Annotated in this window: 23 protein-coding genes and 1 tRNA gene; 13 read left to right on the top strand and 11 right to left on the bottom strand. The window is 47.3% G+C overall.

Annotated elements, in window-relative coordinates:
* Positions 1-22 precede the first annotated feature (22 nt).
* The 3 genes from FC34_RS02240 to FC34_RS02230 are packed head-to-tail and all read right to left on the bottom strand — an operon-like array spanning position 23 to position 3660.
* Positions 23-1477: a UDP-glucose--hexose-1-phosphate uridylyltransferase gene (locus tag FC34_RS02240; protein WP_057893753.1), complete on the bottom strand. Its 1455-nt coding sequence runs from the start codon at positions 1475-1477 to the stop codon at positions 23-25.
* Entirely contained in the window at positions 1477-2469 is a 993-nt protein-coding gene (gene galE, locus FC34_RS02235; protein ID WP_057893752.1) for a UDP-glucose 4-epimerase GalE, read from the bottom strand. Before galE ends, FC34_RS02240 begins: the two co-directional genes overlap by 1 nt.
* A gap of 18 nt (positions 2470-2487) precedes the next feature.
* Positions 2488-3660 (bottom strand): galactokinase, encoded by a 1173-nt coding sequence (locus FC34_RS02230; protein ID WP_057893751.1) that lies wholly within the window; start codon positions 3658-3660, stop codon positions 2488-2490.
* Positions 3661-3781: 121 nt separating this feature from the next.
* On the opposite strand from FC34_RS02230, the gene recJ reads away from it, so the two are divergent.
* From recJ to FC34_RS02210, 4 genes are all read left to right on the top strand, one after another.
* A complete protein-coding gene (gene recJ, locus FC34_RS02225; RefSeq protein ID WP_235803384.1) occupies positions 3782-6061 on the top strand; it encodes a single-stranded-DNA-specific exonuclease RecJ in 2280 nt (759 codons plus the stop codon).
* Positions 6062-6063: 2 nt separating this feature from the next.
* A complete protein-coding gene (locus tag FC34_RS02220; protein WP_057893750.1) occupies positions 6064-6591 on the top strand; it encodes an adenine phosphoribosyltransferase in 528 nt (175 codons plus the stop codon).
* Between the two features lie 94 nt (positions 6592-6685).
* The gene (gene ybaK / locus FC34_RS02215) at positions 6686-7192 is read left to right on the top strand and encodes a Cys-tRNA(Pro) deacylase (protein WP_057893749.1); all 507 of its coding nucleotides are present in this window, start codon (positions 6686-6688) and stop codon (positions 7190-7192) included.
* 10 nt (positions 7193-7202) lie between these two features.
* Positions 7203-7511, top strand: a complete 309-nt coding sequence (locus tag FC34_RS02210) for a DUF960 domain-containing protein (protein ID WP_057893748.1) — start codon at positions 7203-7205, stop codon at positions 7509-7511.
* 33 nt (positions 7512-7544) lie between these two features.
* Here the strand turns inward: FC34_RS02210 and FC34_RS02205 are convergent, their stop codons facing one another.
* Positions 7545-7907 carry a hypothetical protein gene (locus FC34_RS02205; protein WP_157052203.1) on the bottom strand — a complete coding sequence of 121 codons (363 nt, stop codon included), beginning with the start codon at positions 7905-7907 and terminating at the stop codon, positions 7545-7547.
* Between the two features lie 26 nt (positions 7908-7933).
* Positions 7934-8344: a hypothetical protein gene (locus tag FC34_RS02200; protein WP_057893746.1), complete on the bottom strand. Its 411-nt coding sequence runs from the start codon at positions 8342-8344 to the stop codon at positions 7934-7936.
* Positions 8345-8518: 174 nt separating this feature from the next.
* Here FC34_RS02200 and FC34_RS02195 point away from each other — a divergent pair, with 174 nt between their 5' ends.
* The 3 genes from FC34_RS02195 (at position 8519) to FC34_RS02185 (ending at position 11645) form a co-directional block, all read left to right on the top strand.
* The gene (locus FC34_RS02195; RefSeq protein ID WP_057893745.1) at positions 8519-9037 is read left to right on the top strand and encodes a hypothetical protein; all 519 of its coding nucleotides are present in this window, start codon (positions 8519-8521) and stop codon (positions 9035-9037) included.
* Positions 9038-9130: 93 nt separating this feature from the next.
* Positions 9131-10135 (top strand): alpha/beta hydrolase, encoded by a 1005-nt coding sequence (locus tag FC34_RS02190; protein WP_057893744.1) that lies wholly within the window; start codon positions 9131-9133, stop codon positions 10133-10135.
* Positions 10125-11645 carry an MFS transporter gene (locus tag FC34_RS02185; protein WP_235803383.1) on the top strand — a complete coding sequence of 507 codons (1521 nt, stop codon included), beginning with the start codon at positions 10125-10127 and terminating at the stop codon, positions 11643-11645. Before FC34_RS02190 ends, FC34_RS02185 begins: the two co-directional genes overlap by 11 nt.
* A gap of 32 nt (positions 11646-11677) precedes the next feature.
* Here FC34_RS02185 and FC34_RS09755 read toward each other — a convergent pair whose 3' ends face one another.
* Both FC34_RS09755 and FC34_RS02180 read right to left on the bottom strand, forming a co-directional pair.
* Positions 11678-11830: a hypothetical protein gene (locus FC34_RS09755; RefSeq protein WP_169790020.1), complete on the bottom strand. Its 153-nt coding sequence runs from the start codon at positions 11828-11830 to the stop codon at positions 11678-11680.
* Complete coding sequence (locus FC34_RS02180) at positions 11830-12219, bottom strand: hypothetical protein (RefSeq protein ID WP_057893743.1); 390 nt, start codon at positions 12217-12219, stop codon at positions 11830-11832. Before FC34_RS02180 ends, FC34_RS09755 begins: the two co-directional genes overlap by 1 nt.
* Before the next feature lie 142 nt (positions 12220-12361).
* On the opposite strand from FC34_RS02180, the gene FC34_RS02175 reads away from it, so the two are divergent.
* Positions 12362-12449, top strand: a tRNA-Ser gene (locus tag FC34_RS02175).
* Positions 12450-12641: 192 nt separating this feature from the next.
* Here FC34_RS02175 and FC34_RS02170 read toward each other — a convergent pair.
* The 4 genes from FC34_RS02170 to FC34_RS02160 all read right to left on the bottom strand — a co-directional run bounded on the left by FC34_RS02170 (position 12642) and on the right by FC34_RS02160 (position 14453).
* The gene (locus FC34_RS02170; RefSeq protein ID WP_057893742.1) at positions 12642-13403 is read right to left on the bottom strand and encodes an SHOCT domain-containing protein; all 762 of its coding nucleotides are present in this window, start codon (positions 13401-13403) and stop codon (positions 12642-12644) included.
* 304 nt (positions 13404-13707) lie between these two features.
* On the bottom strand, positions 13708-13860 hold the full coding sequence (locus FC34_RS09750; RefSeq protein WP_169790019.1) for a hypothetical protein: 153 nt from the start codon (positions 13858-13860) through the stop codon (positions 13708-13710).
* 68 nt (positions 13861-13928) lie between these two features.
* Positions 13929-14165 carry a cytochrome b5 domain-containing protein gene (locus tag FC34_RS02165; RefSeq protein WP_057893741.1) on the bottom strand — a complete coding sequence of 79 codons (237 nt, stop codon included), beginning with the start codon at positions 14163-14165 and terminating at the stop codon, positions 13929-13931.
* Between the two features lie 51 nt (positions 14166-14216).
* Complete coding sequence (locus FC34_RS02160; protein WP_057893740.1) at positions 14217-14453, bottom strand: hypothetical protein; 237 nt, start codon at positions 14451-14453, stop codon at positions 14217-14219.
* 126 nt (positions 14454-14579) lie between these two features.
* On the opposite strand from FC34_RS02160, the gene FC34_RS02155 reads away from it, so the two are divergent.
* Genes FC34_RS02155 through FC34_RS02135 form a run of 5 tightly spaced genes read left to right on the top strand, consistent with a single transcriptional unit; the run spans position 14580 to position 17694 of the window.
* Positions 14580-15185 carry a DNA-3-methyladenine glycosylase gene (locus FC34_RS02155; RefSeq protein WP_057893739.1) on the top strand — a complete coding sequence of 202 codons (606 nt, stop codon included), beginning with the start codon at positions 14580-14582 and terminating at the stop codon, positions 15183-15185.
* Position 15186: 1 nt separating this feature from the next.
* Complete coding sequence (locus FC34_RS02150; RefSeq protein WP_057893738.1) at positions 15187-15681, top strand: DUF3013 family protein; 495 nt, start codon at positions 15187-15189, stop codon at positions 15679-15681.
* A gap of 9 nt (positions 15682-15690) precedes the next feature.
* Entirely contained in the window at positions 15691-16644 is a 954-nt protein-coding gene (prmA, locus tag FC34_RS02145; protein WP_057893737.1) for a 50S ribosomal protein L11 methyltransferase, read from the top strand.
* Positions 16641-17387, top strand: a complete 747-nt coding sequence (locus tag FC34_RS02140) for a 16S rRNA (uracil(1498)-N(3))-methyltransferase (protein WP_057893736.1) — start codon at positions 16641-16643, stop codon at positions 17385-17387. The genes prmA and FC34_RS02140 overlap by 4 nt, the downstream gene beginning before the upstream one ends.
* On the top strand, positions 17380-17694 hold the full coding sequence (locus tag FC34_RS02135) for a hypothetical protein (RefSeq protein WP_057893735.1): 315 nt from the start codon (positions 17380-17382) through the stop codon (positions 17692-17694). The genes FC34_RS02140 and FC34_RS02135 overlap by 8 nt, the downstream gene beginning before the upstream one ends.
* Positions 17695-17792: the final 98 nt, after the last annotated feature.

The following is a 17792-nucleotide window of genomic DNA, read 5'->3' as shown; positions in this document are numbered from 1 at the left end:
TTAAGTATAGCACTTCTGGTGGCTAAAGTTGCGCGATAAAGCGTGCAAACGCGGCCTGACCGGCATCAATGCGCTTGAAGACGCCAGCGTCCTCCAATACTTTGGCAAAGACAGCCCCAACGGCTTGTTGAACATACTCGTGCACTGAGTCAGCAGTGAAGGTGCCATTTCTCAATGATTCAGCCCAAGGCCGATGGATTGCGGCCATTTGGTTCGGTTGATTGAGCAAGAACTTCTCAACTTCTTGTAATTCAGTTTGCAGGCGAGCCGGCAAAATCGCCAGACCCATGACTTCAATCAGGCCGATATTTTCCTTCTTGATGTGTTGGACATCTTGATGGGGATGGAAAATTCCATCGGGGTATTGGTCAGATGTTTGGTTGTCACGCAAAACCAGATCGATCTGATAGTCGTCAGCCACGCGCCGCACAATTGGGGTGATGGTGTGGTGCGGCGTTTGATCAGTGAAAGCCCGAACATCGACAGCTTCGTCGCTGTATTGCTGCCAAACGTGTTGAATGTGCCAGGCGGCTTCACCCAGACGCTGCTTGTCGGCCGCTGTCAGACGAATCACACTCATGGGCCACTTGACTACACCAGCGTGGACATCGGGAAAGTCTGTCATGGCAAAGGTTTGCTCGATGGGCGCTTTAGCCATGGCAAACGTGTGCCGGCCCCCTTGGTAATGATCGTGAGCCAGCATTGACCCACCTACGATAGGTAAATCGGCGTTGCTCCCCACGAAGTAGTGGGGGAATAAGGTAACCAAATCGAATAAATTGCTGAAGGTTTGCCGATTAATTCGCATTGGTTGGTGGATACTATCCAGAAAAATCGCGTGTTCATTAAAGTAAGCATACGGTGAATATTGGAACCCCCAAGTGTGACCAGCCAAACTCAGCCGGACGATCCGATGATTAGCTCGCGCTGGGTAATTATCCCGGCCTTCATAGCCTTCATTTTCGATGCACAATTGGCACAGCGGGTAACTGGCACTCGGAGCCGCCGCAGCTAAAGCAATCGCTTTGGGATCTTTTTCAGGCTTAGCAAGATTGATGGTGATTTCTAGGTCACCGTATTCCGTATGCGCATTAAAGGCGGTGTTTTTGGCCAAGGCGCGCGTTTGAATGTAATTGTTGCGCTCACTCAGATGATAGAAATAGTCAGTGGCAGTTTGAGGACTGGTTTGATAGCGGGTCCAGAATCCGCTGTTCACCGCACTAGGCGTTGGCGTCACCAAGTTCATCAAATCAGCTTGCAGTTGTTCAATGGCTGGTGCTGTTTCGGGAATCATCTGATTCTGGAGGGCAGTTTGCACCAAGGCATCTAAAGTATCCAAAGGTGTCTCACCAGCTGCTTGTTGATGAGTTTCCCCAATTTGGGCAAAAAGCCGATTCTTTAAATATACTTGGTCCATGGCAGTGTAGGCATCATTATTATCGAGAATAAATGCGATGAAATCATCAATAGCTTGCATTAGCGGTCACCAAAACCTTCTGGGTGGGTTTCATGCCACTTCCAAGCTGTCGCAATGATGTCATTGATATTGTCATAATTGGGGGTCCACCCAAGGACATCCCGGGCCTTATCACTAGCGGCAATCAAAGTACTTGGATCACCGGGGCGGCGGGGACCAATCTCAGCCGGGATAGTTTTGCCAGTGACTTCGCGAGCTGATTTCAAAATTTCTAAGTTTGAAAAGCCTGTGGCTGATCCTAAATTAAAGGCGGTACTGTCGTGCCCAGCTCGCAGGTAGTTCAAGGCTAGAATATGCGCATCAGCCAAATCGACGACATGGACATAATCACGCACATTGGTACCGTCAGGGGTGTCATAGTCGTCACCGAAGATTTGCAAGCCATCGCGCGTACCAGCAGCGACTTGGAGAATAATCGGAATTAAATGTGTTTCTGGATGATGATCTTCACCAATGGAGCCATCAGGCATGGCACCTGCGACGTTAAAGTACCGCAAAGCGACGAATTTCACGCCGTAAGCGACGTCAGACCAGTGCATAATTTTCTCCATGGCCAGCTTACTTTCGCCGTAAGGGTTGGTTGGCACTTGTGGATCTGTTTCTTTAATTGGCACTTGCTTAGGTTCACCGTAAGTGGCAGCTGTTGAGGAAAAGACGATTTGCTTAATCCCAAATTCGTTCATCACTTCAAGCAGTGCAATCATGCCATAAGTATTATTGTCGAAGTATTTGAGGGGATCAGCCATTGATTCAGGCACAATGGAGCTGGCCGCAAAGTGGATGATGCCATCAATCTTTTCTTTTGAAAATACGGACCGTAAGAATTCGCGGTCGCGGACGTCACCTTGATAGAAACGAGCGGCCGGGTTGATTGCTGCCTTGTGGCCAGTGATTAAACTATCAATTACGACCACGTCTTCTCCAGCTTTAACCAATTGTGCCACTGTATGTGAGCCAATATAGCCCGCTCCACCTAAAACTGCAATTGTCATTTAAATATCCTCCTCTAATTATGCGGTATAAATTTCCTTAGGACCGTCAGCAACGCTGGCGACGTAAAAGTCGGCTGCGTATCCAATGGTCTGTTCGTAGGTTTGGCCGACGGCTTCAGTGAATGCGCCGACCGATGTCTTCGGCACAATTGCAATCGCGCACCCGCCAAAACCAGCACCAGTCATGCGGGCACCAATGATACCTGGTTGCAACCAAGCGGCATGCACCAAAGTATCTAGCTCTGGTCCCGTTACTTCATAATCATACTCCAGTGACACGCCAGAGGCATTCATTAATCGGCCAAATGTTAGTAAATCGTGGTCTTTTAAGGCCTGCGCGGCAGTAATTGTGCGAACGTTTTCAAAGACGGCATGGCGGGCTCGCTTAATTAGGGTCGCGTCATTGATGAGCGATGTGGTTTGGTCGAACTCATCTTCACTCATCGCGCCCAAACTGGCGTAGTCAAAACCACTTTGAATCCGCAGCAGCGCTTCATCGCATTCAGATCGCCGTTCATTGTATTTTGAATCGGCCAATTCGCGCCGTTTATTCGTGTTCATAATCACGATGACATTATCACCCAAATCAAGCGGTAGTTGTTCAAATTGGAGTGTATTGGTATCCAAGAAAACGGCGTGATTGGCTTCACCCATGCCGATGGCGAATTGGTCCATAATACCTGAATTAACGCCGATATATTGATTCTCAACGAGTTTACCGGCCTTAATCAAGTCGAGCATGTCTAAATCAAGCTGATACATCGATTTAGCAATGATGCCCATCAGTAACTCCAAAGAGGCAGAACTTGACAGGCCAGCGCCGTTAGGGAGGTCACCCCAGACCAAGATGTTTAATCCGTGAGATAAGGGTCCGACTGTTTGTTGCAGCTGCTGAAACATTCCCTTAGCATAATTGGCCCAATTATCTTCCTGATCGAAAGCCAAACTGCTTAAGGGCCGCACAATTTCACCAACAGTCTCAAAGTTTTGCGAGAACAAATGTAGTTCTTGATCCTGCCGTGGACTGACGGCGGCGTATGTCCCTAAACTAATCGCACATGGGAAGACGTGACCACCGTTGTAATCGGTATGCTCGCCAATCAAGTTAATCCGTCCAGGGGCAAAGAAGTAATTGGTAGGGCTTTCATTAAACTGTGACATAAACGCGGTTTGTAAGGCAGTTTGTTCCATGACCTGACCTCCTCAAATTTGCCCTCAGTATAGCATATTTAGTAAAGTTAACCAATAAATTTTACCATACTTTTACTAGGCCATTTTTGCTATACTAATGCAGTTAGAAAGGACGATTATTGTGGACGTACGTTATGATTGGCAGTATCAACCAGCACCTAGTTCAACAGAAATTCAGGCACTGAGCCAAGAGTTGGCCGTGTCACCATTGGTCGCCACGCTACTGTTGGAGCGGGGCATCAATTCAGCCGACGCCTGGGATCGATTCGCTCATCCTGACATGGCTGCCTTGCACGACCCCTTTGCGCTCCACGACATGCAAAAGGCGATTGACCGGATTCAACAAGCGGTGGCCGAGAATCAGAAAATCACGATCTATGGCGACTATGACGTCGATGGTCTGACTAGTGCCACCATTATGCTGGAAGCCCTTCAGAGTGTCGGTGCTGAACCAGATGTCTATATTCCCAATCGGTTTACTGATGGTTATGGACCAAACGCAGAAGTTTATCGATATTTACAAAAGAGCGGCACGCAACTGGTAATTACTGTCGATAACGGCATTGCAGGAGCTGAAGTAATCGATGAAGCCATGGCAAATGGCATGGATGTCATTGTGACTGATCATCACGAGTTGCCACAAATCTTGCCGCAAGCCGTCGCGGTTGTTCATCCACGTTATCCTGGCAGCGACTACCCATTCGGCGACTTATCTGGTGCCGGCGTAGCATTTAAAGTTGCTACCGCCTTATTGGGTGAAGTGCCAATTGAAAGTGTCGACTTGGCCGCCCTTGGTGCAGTTGCTGATTTAGTTAGTTTGACTGATGAGAATCGTATTTTGGTGCAGTTGGGCTTGCAGCTCATTCATCAACAGCCCCGATTGGGCATTAGTGCGCTGCTGGAGGTGGCTGACGTGAAGCCAGAGGCCGTTAATGAAACAACAATCGGCTTTGTCATTGGTCCCCGATTAAATGCTTTAGGACGGTTGGGAGATGCCGGCGAAGGCGTGGATTTGTTGACCACGTTTGACGAGACAGAAGCCGAAGTCTTGGCTAAGAAAATTAATACGATTAATGAAGAACGGCAAAAATTGGTTCAGCAAATTACAATCGAGGCCTTAGCGATGGCTCAAAGTCCCGACAGGGCGAATGATCAGACCTTGCTGCTAGCTCATGAAGGCTGGCACGAAGGGGTTCTGGGGATTGTGGCCAGCCGTATCGTTGAAACCACCGGCAAACCAACTGTGGTCATGCGTATTGAAGGTGACCAGGCAAAAGGGTCGGGCCGATCCGTCCCTGCTTATCATCTCTTCAATAGTGTCGATGCCGTCCGAGATTTAACCACACATTTTGGCGGGCATCATATGGCAATTGGTCTGACAGCGCCGGTCGCCAATCTTGACGCCATTCACGCTGCCATGGAAAAAGCAGCAGTCATCAGCTTAGCCGAAACCCCCAAGCCACCACTCACGATTGCCGGGCGGCTTGAACAGCAAGATTTGACGCTGGCTAACTATGAAGCCTTACGCGCTTTGGCTCCGTTTGGGTCTGGCAACCCGCAACCGGTGTTTGAGTTAAAGCCTAAAGCCATTAGTGACGTCCGCACCATGGGTAAGGATGGTAGCCACTTGCGGTTCAAAACCGACGGTATTAGTGTCGTTGGCTTTGGCTTCGGGGCTGCGCAAGCAGAAATGACTGCCGCCACTCAAATGAAGTTAGCCGTGTTATTAGAAGAAAATGTCTGGCAAGGTCGAACTAGCTTGCAACTACGCCTTAAAGATGTCAAAGTTCCTAGCGTCCCAATCAAAGATTTGCGTTTACCGAAGCCCAGTGGCGAACAATTTCGGGCCAGCAGCACTTACTTATTTTTTAATGAAAAGAAAATGCAACAACTGACTCATCAGTACACTTTTGGTGGCCCAACTCAGCTGGTCTCACAACAACAAGCACCAGTCGAAAATGCAGTGCTGGTCGACCTGCCAACTGATGAAGCGAGTTTGAAGCAAGCATTGAATGTCACGACCTGGCCAATCGGCGTGATCTTCAGCAGTACTCCGGCTGAATTGGTGGGGATGCCGACTCGAACTGAATTCGGGCAAGTCCTGCGGTTCTTGCAGCAACAGCCACATTTTGATAAACACCACTTGCCACAAATTGCAACGGCGACTCACTTAGCGGTCAGTCAAGTAATTCTCATCATTCAGGTGTTTTTCGAATTGAATTTTGTTACAATAGACGGTGCTTTCATTTCACCAGTAGAGAACCCAGCTAAGCAAGCCCTGGAAAGTGCTTCGGCGTATTCAAACCGGCAGGCCTTCCTGAATTTAGCCCATCAGTTGCAGACTTTGCCAACGCGTGAGTTGCTGCATTATCTACAAACATTAGAAGGATTGGAAGGATAAGGATGACCATTAATTTTAAAGACTATATTGCGAGCGTGCCCGATTTTCCGGAGCCCGGAATTCTCTTTCGGGATATTTCGCCATTGATGGCTGACGGTGCTGCTTATGCCGCCGCTACAGACGAAATCGCCGCTTACGCGCAAGATAAGGGCGTCGAAATGATTGTCGGCCCTGAGGCGCGCGGATTCATCGTTGGTTGTCCCGTTGCCTACAAGTTGGGTGTTGGCTTTGCCCCAGCCCGTAAGAAGGGGAAGTTACCACGAGAAACCGTTAGCGCCAGTTATGATCTTGAATATGGTCAAGCCACCTTGTATCTGCAAAAAGATGCCATTAAACCTGGGCAGCGCGTCTTGGTTTGCGATGATTTGCTGGCCACCGGTGGGACTATTGCTGCCACGATTGAACTTGTCGAAAAACTGGGCGGGATTGTTGTTGGGACGGCCTTTCTCGTTGAATTATCAGATTTAAATGGGCGGGCGAAGTTAGCCGACCATGATTTATTTACCTTAATGCAATATTCAGGCGACTAGGCAGAGACGCTGATTAACGCGGAGGCGTTGGTCGGCGTTTTTGAGTTTTAGCCTTGAATCAGCTACAATTAATGCACAGTGAGGAAGTGATTCCGTGTCCAAACACAACAAATCGGACGAGAGTAATAAAACCCTCGTTGAAAAAATGCTTGATAAGCAAAACGTTGCTTATTCGCCAGTCGAGTTTCCAACTGAGACGGAAGGCGACGTCGCGCAATTACAAGTCGACCATCTCGATGTTGATGAACACCGAATTTATAAAACGCTCGTCTTGATTGGCAATAAAACCGGCCCCGTTGTCGGTGTTGTCCCAATTGATCGGCACGTGGACTACAAGAAGTTGGCGGCAGTGTCTGGCAACAAGAAAGTTGGCATGGTCCCCTTGAAGGACTTAGTGGCCACTACCGGTTATGAACACGGCGCTAATACACCGATTGGAATTCACGCACGGTATAAATATCCAATTTTCTTGGCAGACGAAGCGAAGAAACAAGGCGAGATTATTGTTTCTGCCGGTAAAATCGGGCGGTCAGTTCAAATCAAGGCAACAGATCTTGCCCGGGTGGTCGCTGCCAAGTTTGCTGATATTACGAGTGCATAAGGAGAATATTATGTTTGCAGCTAATCGAAGTCGTTTCGCAACCTTTGGCGTCATTGCCGTTTTACCTGGTGAATTGATTGATTCAATTTGGATGATTATTGATCAGAACCTTCAGGGCGTCTTTCGCTTGAATAATGTGTTGAATTTCGATATTGAAGATAACGACGGTAGTGTCACCATGCGGTTCTCAGAAGAGAATATGACTACCGAAATGGCAGTGGATCTGCCCTTTGCCTATTCGGATGAGTTCCCCGAACGGGTGATTGCCTATGATGATGGCAAGAACCAAACCATTCTCTTGCCAGATGAAGCCAAATAAAAAACCAGCACTGCGATGAGCAGGCTGGTTTTTTTATTTGGGTGCGCGCCAGTACATAATGTCGGCCTCACCCGAGGAATATAGATGCGTCTCAATAGCTAAGTCTTTAACCGATTGGGCCATCACACTGTAGTAGACAGGCATCGGGGCAGTTTGAAGACCAAGTGCTTGCAAGAGAATAAATTTCTGCATTTGCTCAAAAGTGCCCCGATCAATGGCGTGACTCAGTTCGAATTCAAAATCTAAGTAGAAAAGCTGATTCGTTTGATGCGTCAACGTTAATTGTTTCACTGCGAAGCCGCCAAAATCCTGGTTGTTAGCATATTCAGCTACTAGGTTTTGTATCTGGCTTTGCGAGAAATTAGGGCGCTGGAACATCAAATGCCACATCGTCATAACCTCACCTCAGCTATATTATAACCTTAGTAGATTGGTTGACCAATGTATTCGAAAATAGAAGAGATTCTTTGGCGGGCCTGAGCCTGTTTCTCAACGCTAGCTTCAAAGCGAGAATGATCCACATTCTCATCATCAATTGCGCGTAGGGTTCCAATTGCGCCAGACTGCATTTCTTTTAGGGCTTCAATAAAGTGCTGGTTAAAAACCGCATATTTGTTTGGGGCAGATAATTGCGAGACTGTTTGGACAAACGTGTTAAACCGAATGAGGTTTTTCGAGAAATATTCTTTCAGGCGGCTGAGGCTTTCGCTGGCGTAGCAATTGCCTTTATCGATATTCTGACAGGTATGCGCGTATTCTTTAAAAACGGTTTCAAAGACCAGTAAACGTTCAATGTACTGATTAATCGTATAGATGTAAGTTTGTTCTTGCATGTGCCGACCCTCCATGAAATAAATTGTTATCATTTACAATTTTCAATATATCATTGGTTAATCTTATGGTCAACATAAATTTATAACATTAAACAAGAATAAACGTTATATAACAGGGCAATTTTTTGCGAGCGTCTATAAAGTGTGGCACAATAAGCTTAACGGAGGTTTGACATGAAAAAATATACCCTTGGACTTGCAGTTCTTGCGACAATTAGTCTTGGATTGGCCGGTTGTCAGAATAATCAGAAGTCGGCCAGTTCCTCATCAATCAAAACCACTATTAAGAGCAACCAATACAACGCGCAAGCTTTACAGAAGCGCTACGATAAGATTTGCGATCAGGTCATCTCGCCCCTGACTGCCATCCGTTATAGTGCGACCATGGCTGAACTTAAAAAGCAAACAGCCAAGAATCAGCAGATTTTGGATGATATCAATTTGGAATTGCAGAACAATACGTCCGTGCCCGCGTTGACCAAAGCCCTAACACAATATGTGACTATCTCGAAAGCTGTGCTCACTGATATCGCAAATAACAATCCTGACACATTCAAAACTGACAGCCAGAAGTTTTCAACCTTGACTAATCAGATTGCACAACAGTATTTCCAAGGCGAATTACCAAAATCAATGGTCACGTATACCAAAATGACAGCATCGACTTCAAGTAGTACCAGTTCATCGAACTAAACAGTTGGGGAGTTATCCCCAGCTTTTTTTGTGCGCTTATGGTAAATTGAAGCGGTAATCAAAAATGAAAAGTGTTTAACTGGAGGGATTGTGATGTGGGGACTCGCCATCATAGTAATCGTTGTGGTTGTCTTCGCCGTTGGGTTATATTTAGCAGCCAATTATTTGTTCAAGGTGGCCTTAACTCGCAATGTCGATCGAGAAGCGGTTTTTGAAGCCGACCATAATCAAATTGAAGCACCGGCAAATCTTGATGAAGCTGCTTTGACTGCCTTCAAACAGCGTTGGTTAGCACGCATGGAAATTGAAGCGGTTACGATTCGAAATCGACAGGACCTGACTTTGCGAGGGTGGCTATATACCCGAGAGAATCGGGCGACGCACCAATGGGCAATTCTCTGTCACGGCTTTAACGGTCGACACGAGGAAATGTACGATAAAGCGCCGTTCTTTGACCAGTTGGGGTTCAATATTCTCTTGCCAGACATGCAAAGCGCCGGCCAAAGTGAGGGTGAATACATTCAGATGGGATATGGAGACCGATTTGACATCCAGCAGTGGATTGACTTCATTCTCACGCGTGACCCCGATGCAGAAATCGTCCTTTATGGTATTTCGATGGGGGGCGCGGCTGTCATGATGACTGCTGGCCTTGACTTACCCTCCGCGGTTAAAGCCTTTATTGAAGACTGCGGCTATACCTCTGTTGAAGCCGAGTTTCGCTATCAGTTGAAACAGCTATACCATTTGCCCGCTTTTCCGCTTCTGAATGTATTCGGTTGGTTGGTCCATCGACGCCTAGGGTGGCGCCTCAAAGATGCGAGTTCTCTTGCGGCATTGAAGCAAGCTAAAGTCCCGCTTCAGTTCTTTCATGGCGGGGCCGATACCTTCGTCCCTGCGGCTATGCTAGCGGAAAACTTCGCTGCAGCCCCTGAACCAAAGGCTTCGATGCTCGTCCCTGGGGCCCAACATGGCATGGCGGCCCTGACCGCAGGCGATGCGTATTGGCAGGCCGTGCATCAATTTTTGAGCCAGAATACAGGATTGAAATTAATTGATTGGCAAGATTGGAACGGAGGTGAGCCACGTGGAAACTGAAACAAGACTCAGTAAAAAGAATTTGTGGTTCTTTGCGCTAGGTACAATCGGGCGCGACATGGCAGCTGCGGGCTTGTTCTTGAACTTCTTATTAACGTACATCATGTTGACGAAGCAGCTTTCACCCCAGCAGTTCTTTACCATCACGATTTTGTTCGTTGTGGCTCGGATCATTGACGCCGTGCTTGATCCAATTATGGGAAACATCCTAGATGCCACGCATTCGCGTTTCGGGAAGTTTAAACCTTGGATCGTCACCGGTGTGATTGGCACCGGTATCATCGTGATTGCTTCCTTTGCGAACCAGTGGCAGGGATGGACTTATATCATCGCCTTTGCGATTTTGTATCTTTTATTCAATATTTTCTTCACCATGAACGATATTGCGTACTGGGGCATGCTACCGTCATTGACGAGTAACTCAGATGACCGTAACCAATTGACTTCATTGACCTCTTTAATGGCCGGGGTTGGTGCTTTTCTCACTAACATTCTGGTGCCAATCGGGACTGTGGGGAACAACGCGTTGGGTGGCAGCACAGTGACGGGTTATGCCTGGATTTCCATTATTTTCGTCGCGCTGATGTTCTTCACCCAAGGCTTGACCGTTTTTGGCGTCACGGAAGACAAAACCATTCAGGCCCAACAAGCCACGAGTAAGCGCACTAAAGTGTCTTTTCGGTCCATCATTGGCGTTTTACGGGAGAATGATCAAGCAACATGGAATGCTGTCATGTTGTTCATTTATATGATTGTGAGCAACTTGAGTTCAACAGTGATTAGCATTTATCTGTACTTCTCATTTGGGTACTCAGGCACTTGGAATTTTGTCTTCACCATTCTGGGACAAATTGCTGGTGCGGTCATTTTTGCCACTTTTGCATCCATTTCAAAACATTTCACCCGCAAACGGTTAATTCAAATCGCCACTGTGATGGCTGGTGGCGGGTACGTCCTTTTGCTGCTGGCAGGCTTATTCTTACCTAATTCCTTAGCAACCACCAAGGCATGGCTTTTATCTGTCATCAACGTGTTGCCATCAGTCGGGAACGGGATTTTCTACCTCATCCTTATTATCAACATTGCTAACTCGGTCGAATATAATGAGTGGAAGGTCGGCATTCGCAACGAGGGGATTATCTTCTCAGTTCGACCGTTTGTCACCAAATTAGGAATGGCCGCTGGTCAGTTTATTGCGATGATGATTTACTTGGTGACAGGAATTCTCGGGACAACCAATCAAATCTCAAAATTGGAAAGTGATCAGGCCCGTGGTGTCATCAGTGCCGCGGCAAAAGAAAGTGGCATTGCCAACCTGATTGCTCAGGTTCCACTGGGGCAAGACAACTTCTTGTTGGCGTTAGTCACTTTGATTCCAGCCATCGGCATTGGCATTACCTATTGGATTTACAGTCGCAAAATTATTGTCGATGAGAAATTCTACGACCACATGTTGGCTGACCTTGAAGTTCGGCGGCAGGCCGCTGCCCAGAAAGTGGCTCAACAATAAAAAAACCGAGAACGCCATCTGGCGTTCTCGGTTTATTTTTTTGTGCGGGGCTTCTTCTTCAACTGACTAAAGACTTTCTGCACTTCTTTGAAATGTGTTGGCTTAACCCGTGCAGCCTTAACCATTTCTGAGAAATCATAATCTTTGGGCGTGATTGTTTGTTCTTTAGGCTTACGCTTAAACATTATTCTGCTTCACCTCGATTAGCGGTTGCAGTTGTTTGGGGCGTGGTCCGTAACAGCAGCATCATGCTGATCAAATGCGCAAATAAAAGCCAAAAGGCATAATTTGGGACCAAAATATCAGCGATGAAGGCACACGCGCCAATCAGATTCCCCCAAATATCACCGGCAGGACCGTGAATACTTTTGAAATACGAGATCAGATGGAGAAGGAGACCAATGGCCCCAAGCCACCAGAGATAGCTTTCCCAGCCCATCAACGTTGCACCCACAGCAGGAAAGCTAAACCCAGACTGGATGTGGACGATGCTAGCAATAATGAGTTCAATGATGCGATACCCCAGAAACACCAAGGTGTATAGGGCAGGTAACTTAATGAGTGAAAACTTCATAACTTCCTCGAGACTCGCGGTGAGGTCACAAACGTACCGGCGCGTAACTTTTTTCTTTAGTATACCGAGTTTTGGCAGCGTTGAAAACTCCACGGTAATCATTTGCAAAATCATTACCTTTTGATATACTAATATCTGTTGTGGAGAGTTGGCAGAGTGGTAATGCAACGGACTCGAAATCCGTCGAACCGGCTAATACCGGCGCGCAGGTTCAAATCCTGTACTCTCCTGAAAATATTCGGTGACGTTCAAACTTTTGAACGTCTTTTTTTGTACCAAAAAGTCCGCCTCAACGACGTTAAGAACTAATCAAATATCTTTCCTTTCAGCCAAGCGGGGAGATGTCGGTCAGGCGGATTGAAAGGTTCAAAGTTCTGCTTTTTTGAAGCTGTCAGGCCCAAACTCGATGCAGAGTGCTGATTCTACAGCCCTAAAATTTGTTTCTTTTTTGCTTCGAACTCTTCTTGGCTCAAAATACCATCGTCTAGCAGCGCCTTGTACTTCTTGATTTCCAAAACTGGATCAGTTTCTGTGTCAACTACTCCAGTAACTTCACCTGCAACGGGCCCATGTGACTCAGTCTGTTCGGATTCTGGAGTCGGCTCAAGCTTGAAGGCACGCAATTCTTGGTAGTCTTTGGTTTTTGTCACCAAAACAATCTCAACATTATCGCTGGTTTCCACTTGCTGCAAGGTGACGACTGTGTGTGAGTCATCTTCAACCTGATTGGTAGTGGTCGTGGCCGTGGTTGTCGTATTACTCTTGCCTTTATTTTTACCTGAATGCCCACCGGCAATTGCACCTGCGACAGTTCCGACTCCAGGCATCAAAATCGTTCCGATGACTGCGCCACTCAAACCATGGCCTTTCTTTCTGCCCTTGCTCTTGGTGTCCGACTTGGATGTTTCTTGAATTTCTTCATGATACCGTGGGCCATCAAAATCGACAGAAATCAGTTTGAAGTATATTGGATCGTCCAAATCGAAAATAACTGTTCGGTCATCAAGCTGGTACATCTTGTCTCCAAACATTCCCCAAGCGCCTACAAGTTTCTTGCCAACATCGAACTTAATTACCTGTTCAAGTACAATTCGTTCTTTACGCGCAGCTTTTGCAATTTTGCGAGCCTGCTTTTCTTCTGCTGTCAGGCCAGAATTGGCGGTTAACTTATCAAACATTCCCATTTTATCGCCTCCAAATTTTTTTGTGTTACAACACCCACGGCATGGCCTGCACATGCCCGCTGCTAAAGTGGGGGGTAGCCTTACTGACTTCTCCAGAAGTATCGTTGTTGTTAGTATACCGGAGTTTGTTTAGAATCTCGAAAGCAAAAAGCGACACTTGCGCTTTGCGTGATAATTGCGGCTGAACTCAGCTCTTTTACCGCAAAGGAGACTCACAGAGTCGCAATAAAAAATTTCAGGTAACCCGCCTGTCTCATTTATTGTCAAAAAAAGCCCGTCTCAATTGAGACGGGCTTAATTCATACTACTTAACAGCAGCTGTATGTTCGATGGTTTCGGTCTTGCCAGCTGCCCAGCGAGCGATGGCTGCGGTTTGGTGTGCGCGAGCCTTCCGCCGTGCTTGTTTAGCAACAGGGCGCTTGGTAGCAAAAGAGTTATACTTGTTGGATTTTGACATGAAAATCACCTCCATGATTGTTAGTATACCGTTTCGTGCTTTAAAACGCACTGGTCAATTCAAAATGGTTAACCGATGTACTTGCCGATCACCGGCAGGCGGGTCAGCACGACCAGTTTGTGCGGCGATTTTTGAATGGCTTCAGTCAAGTCCTGGCCGGCGACGTTCCCATGATAATTGGGGCCGCTCCAAGCACCAGCTGCGCTAACATCATAGACAACACCATCGATGGCGACATACTTCTCAGGCTTTTGGATGCCATCGTATTCAGCTAACTGTGCTTTGGTGAAAGTTTGTTCACTCATTGGTTTTCCTCCAAAAAAAATTCCCCCGCCATCGCGAGGGAAGCCAAGCCATTACTTCTTCAAGTAACCTTCGTCAGAGAGCTTGTTCAAAACCCGGAAAATGAGTTCTTCTGAGAAGTCACGTGATTCAGCAATTAAATAAGAATATTCGTCTTCAAGACTTGGTTCTTGGGTGTTAGCGTGCCAGTCAGCGATACGGGCTTGCACCTTGTCATCCGTGTATAATTCTGAAACCAATTGGTCAGCAGTGTTGCTGATCAAGTGGCGTAATTCGTTGTTTTCTGCCATGAGTAAAGTTCCTCCTTTGTTGTATGAGACCATTATAATATTTTTTTGGACTTGACCCAAACGAATTGCATCGATACAGTGTAAAATGATTCTATCAACCAAATATTCGCGGCAGAAGGTGATATTTTGGACTTTGAATGGCTCACGCAGCAATCAACGCCGGACTTGGCAAAAGCACTGTTAGGCTACCGCTTAACGGTTGATGAGACAGGCGGTTTAATTGTAGAAACTGAGGCCTACGTTGGCGTCACCGACCGGACTGCGCATGTTTTTGGGGGTAAGAAGACCGCGGCCAACCAGGCACTCTATGCGCCGGCCGGGACAGTGTATGTCTATCGACTACGTGCCTATTTCTTGATGAATATCATTACCCAAGTGGCTTCAGAGCCGCAAGGGGTGCTCATTCGTGCGATCGAACCCACAAAAGGCTTAGCGACAATGGCAGCGCGGCGGGGCCAACAAGGGTATAATTTGACCAGTGGCCCCGGCAAATTGGCCCAAGCCATGGCGATTGACCTGCGCGATAATTCGACGATGCTGAACCAAGGCCGAATTCATCTCAGCTCACACCGAATCAAAACGCCAGCCGCGATTGAAAGCGGCCCTCGAATTGGCGTCCCTAATAAAGGGGAATGGACGACTGCACCATTGCGTTTTTGGGTGGCACATAATCCATATGTCTCTGGCATGACGAAACAACAAATGAACGAACAAACGAAAGGATGGCAATAACTTGGCAGATAACAACTTATTAGATTACATTGGCGATAAAATGGACGCCTTAAACTTTGATGGGGATTTAGATATTAACTGGGATAAAGATGCCCATGTTTTTGAATTGGAATTAACCATGTACGTTGACGCTACGGGGGACTTTGAGGTGGAGGACCAAGACGGCCAAGAAATCGTCGACGGCGAAGTCGATTATTCGGATGCCATTTTGTTCTACGACAAGACCCGCGTTAATGGCGATGACTACAAAGATAATTACCTGACCATCTTTGGGTTTGACGGCAAGAAGGGCATGCCTCAGGCAACCTTAGATGCTTTGTTTGCTTATCTGCAAAGCTTGCTAGATGCTGGCCAAAATGCCTTATTCGATTTTGTGGATGGCTCAAGTGAAGCTGAAACGTTTGAACTCACTTTTGACCAGGCAGCTTTTGAGGCTGAACTAGCCAAGCAACCGGCTAAGGCGCAAACAACATTCATTCCTTACCCAAAGTACTAGGTGACAGCGATGGAATGGTCAAAAATTAGTGTTCAAACCTCTACTGAAGCGGTAGAGGCCGTCAGCAACTACCTGATGTCGCTCGGTGCCGAAGGGATCCAGATTGAAGACGCTGCTGACTTTCAAAATGAAGAATTTCTTGCCAATGGTGTCTGGCTTGATCCCGATACCTTTGCCCATCAAGAAGAAGGCGCCAAAGTTACTGGCTTTTTCAATGCCAAGACCCACTTGCCTGAACTAGTCCCTGAAATTCAGAGTAAGGTGGCCCAATTGGCTGATTTTGGTCTCGATCCTGGTGCGGGAACGGTGAGTGTTGATTCAGTCGCTGATGACGATTGGGCCAACACGTGGAAACAGTATTACCATCCCGTCCGTGTCAGCCACGATTTGACAATTGTGCCCAGCTGGGAAACTTATCAGCCACAACAGCCCAATGAAATGGTAATTCAACTTGACCCTGGTATGGCCTTTGGCACTGGCACCCATCCCACGACCCAGTTGATGCTCACCGCCTTAGAAACCCTGATGCGCGGCAGTGAGCGAGTCATTGATGTTGGGACCGGTTCTGGGGTTTTGGCGATTGCTGCTGAAATGCTTGGTGCCAGTCACATCCTAGCGACCGATGTCGATCAAGTGGCCGTCGATAATGCCAAGATGAATTTAGCTTTTAATCCTGTGACCAAAATTGATGTCATTGCTAATGATTTGCTCGAGGGTATCGATGAAAAGGCCGATTTAATTCTGGCGAATATCCTCGCCGAGGTATTGCTGCCGCTTATTCCGCAACTAGATCATGCGCTGGCCAAACGCGGCCAAGTCGTCCTGTCTGGAATTTTTTATGACAAGGTCGCCCCAGTCAAACAAGCCTTGGCGACCAATGGGTTTATTGTGAGGGCCGAAAGTCGCTTAGGCGATTGGTCAGCCATTGTTGCCCACCGGCAAAGTGATGAGGAAGACGCATGAATCGATTCTTTACCAACCAGCCATTAACAAGCGCCACCACGACTCAATTAGCCAGTGCCATTCAACAACATGCGATTAAAGTCTTGCGAATGCAGGTAGGCGATCAGCTGGAGCTTGTTTCTGAAGCCGGCCATGTCTTTTTGTCAACGATTGTCGAACCGAGCCCATTAACAGTGGCCGTTGGGAAAGAAATTACCCAGCCAGTCGAGCTACCAGTCGCTGTCCATCTTGTTTGCGGCGTCCCTAAAGGTGATAAAGCAGAACTTATTGTGCAAAAGGCGACCGAACTGGGCGCGGCATCAATCACTTTTGTGAACACGCAATGGGCGACAGCCCGCTGGCGGGCAGAACGCATCGATAAGAAGTTAACGCGGCTGCAAGGTATTGCCCAAGGCGCTGCCGAACAAAGTCACCGTAATGTGATTCCAGAAATTGATTTTGCCCAAAACCTTGAGTATGTGGCCACGACTGCAAGTAGCGAAGCTAAGCTCATTGCATATGAAGAAAGTGCCAAGGCCGGCGAAGTGGCCCAATTGGTCACCACTTTGGCGGAGAAGCCGGCAAGTTTGACGGTTGTCTTTGGCCCAGAGGGGGGCATTGCCCCTGAAGAGGTCGCGGCATTGACCGCACAAGGTTTTGTGACCGCCGGCCTGGGCCCACGAATCTTAAGGACTGAAACAGCCCCTTTATATCTTCTCAGTGCCGTCTCGACGCTGACAGAACTCGGAGGAAATTATGCGTAAATATTTGACTCATCCCTTGGCAGTGATTCCTGCGATCAGTGTCGTGATTGTATTTGTGATTCCATTTTTATTTAGACTTTTACATATCAGTGCAGTTTGGCGGATTAGTCTTTGCTTTATTCTCATCAACATGGTCGCGGCCTGGTTTTTTGGCCGCTGGCAAAAACACCGCGGATTGCCATTTTGGATTAGTTTCTGTCTGCCAATTCTGTTCGCTTTGAATGTCTGGCTACAGTACGCCCCGTATAATTACTGGTTTGCCGGCATTTATCTGGTCTTGACTTGGTTGGCCGTTCTCAAGGACTAGCTTTTTTAACAAAAGTCAGTATAATTTACTTATTACAAACGGTTGGAAAGCACGCACGTAGTTGTCGTGCTTTTCTTGTATTCAGACAGGGGTTGAAC

This window comes from Lacticaseibacillus brantae DSM 23927 (assembly GCF_001436115.1).
GTDB lineage: Bacteria > Bacillota > Bacilli > Lactobacillales > Lactobacillaceae > Lacticaseibacillus > Lacticaseibacillus brantae.
The sequence above is the reverse complement of the archived record's forward strand: the minus strand, read 5'-3'. Positions and strand labels throughout refer to the sequence as shown.

Bases quoted from the DNA above. Each gene is read 5' to 3' on its own strand.
- FC34_RS02240 (WP_057893753.1), bottom strand. From the start codon at position 1,477: ATGCAAGCTATTGATGATTTCATCGCATTTATTCTCGATAATAATGAT.
- galE (WP_057893752.1), bottom strand. From the start codon at position 2,469: ATGACAATTGCAGTTTTAGGTGGAGCGGGCTATATTGGCTCACATACA.
- FC34_RS02230 (WP_057893751.1), bottom strand. From the start codon at position 3,660: ATGGAACAAACTGCCTTACAAACCGCGTTTATGTCACAGTTTAATGAA.
- FC34_RS02220 (WP_057893750.1), top strand. From the start codon at position 6,064: ATGACCATTAATTTTAAAGACTATATTGCGAGCGTGCCCGATTTTCCG.
- FC34_RS02210 (WP_057893748.1), top strand. From the start codon at position 7,203: ATGTTTGCAGCTAATCGAAGTCGTTTCGCAACCTTTGGCGTCATTGCC.
- FC34_RS02205 (WP_157052203.1), bottom strand. From the start codon at position 7,907: ATGACGATGTGGCATTTGATGTTCCAGCGCCCTAATTTCTCGCAAAGC.
- FC34_RS02200 (WP_057893746.1), bottom strand. From the start codon at position 8,344: ATGCAAGAACAAACTTACATCTATACGATTAATCAGTACATTGAACGT.
- FC34_RS02195 (WP_057893745.1), top strand. From the start codon at position 8,519: ATGAAAAAATATACCCTTGGACTTGCAGTTCTTGCGACAATTAGTCTT.
- FC34_RS02190 (WP_057893744.1), top strand. From the start codon at position 9,131: ATGTGGGGACTCGCCATCATAGTAATCGTTGTGGTTGTCTTCGCCGTT.
- FC34_RS09755 (WP_169790020.1), bottom strand. From the start codon at position 11,830: ATGTTTAAGCGTAAGCCTAAAGAACAAACAATCACGCCCAAAGATTAT.
- FC34_RS02180 (WP_057893743.1), bottom strand. From the start codon at position 12,219: ATGAAGTTTTCACTCATTAAGTTACCTGCCCTATACACCTTGGTGTTT.
- FC34_RS02170 (WP_057893742.1), bottom strand. From the start codon at position 13,403: ATGGGAATGTTTGATAAGTTAACCGCCAATTCTGGCCTGACAGCAGAA.
- FC34_RS09750 (WP_169790019.1), bottom strand. From the start codon at position 13,860: ATGTCAAAATCCAACAAGTATAACTCTTTTGCTACCAAGCGCCCTGTT.
- FC34_RS02165 (WP_057893741.1), bottom strand. From the start codon at position 14,165: ATGAGTGAACAAACTTTCACCAAAGCACAGTTAGCTGAATACGATGGC.
- FC34_RS02160 (WP_057893740.1), bottom strand. From the start codon at position 14,453: ATGGCAGAAAACAACGAATTACGCCACTTGATCAGCAACACTGCTGAC.
- prmA (WP_057893737.1), top strand. From the start codon at position 15,691: ATGGAATGGTCAAAAATTAGTGTTCAAACCTCTACTGAAGCGGTAGAG.
- FC34_RS02140 (WP_057893736.1), top strand. From the start codon at position 16,641: ATGAATCGATTCTTTACCAACCAGCCATTAACAAGCGCCACCACGACT.
- FC34_RS02135 (WP_057893735.1), top strand. From the start codon at position 17,380: ATGCGTAAATATTTGACTCATCCCTTGGCAGTGATTCCTGCGATCAGT.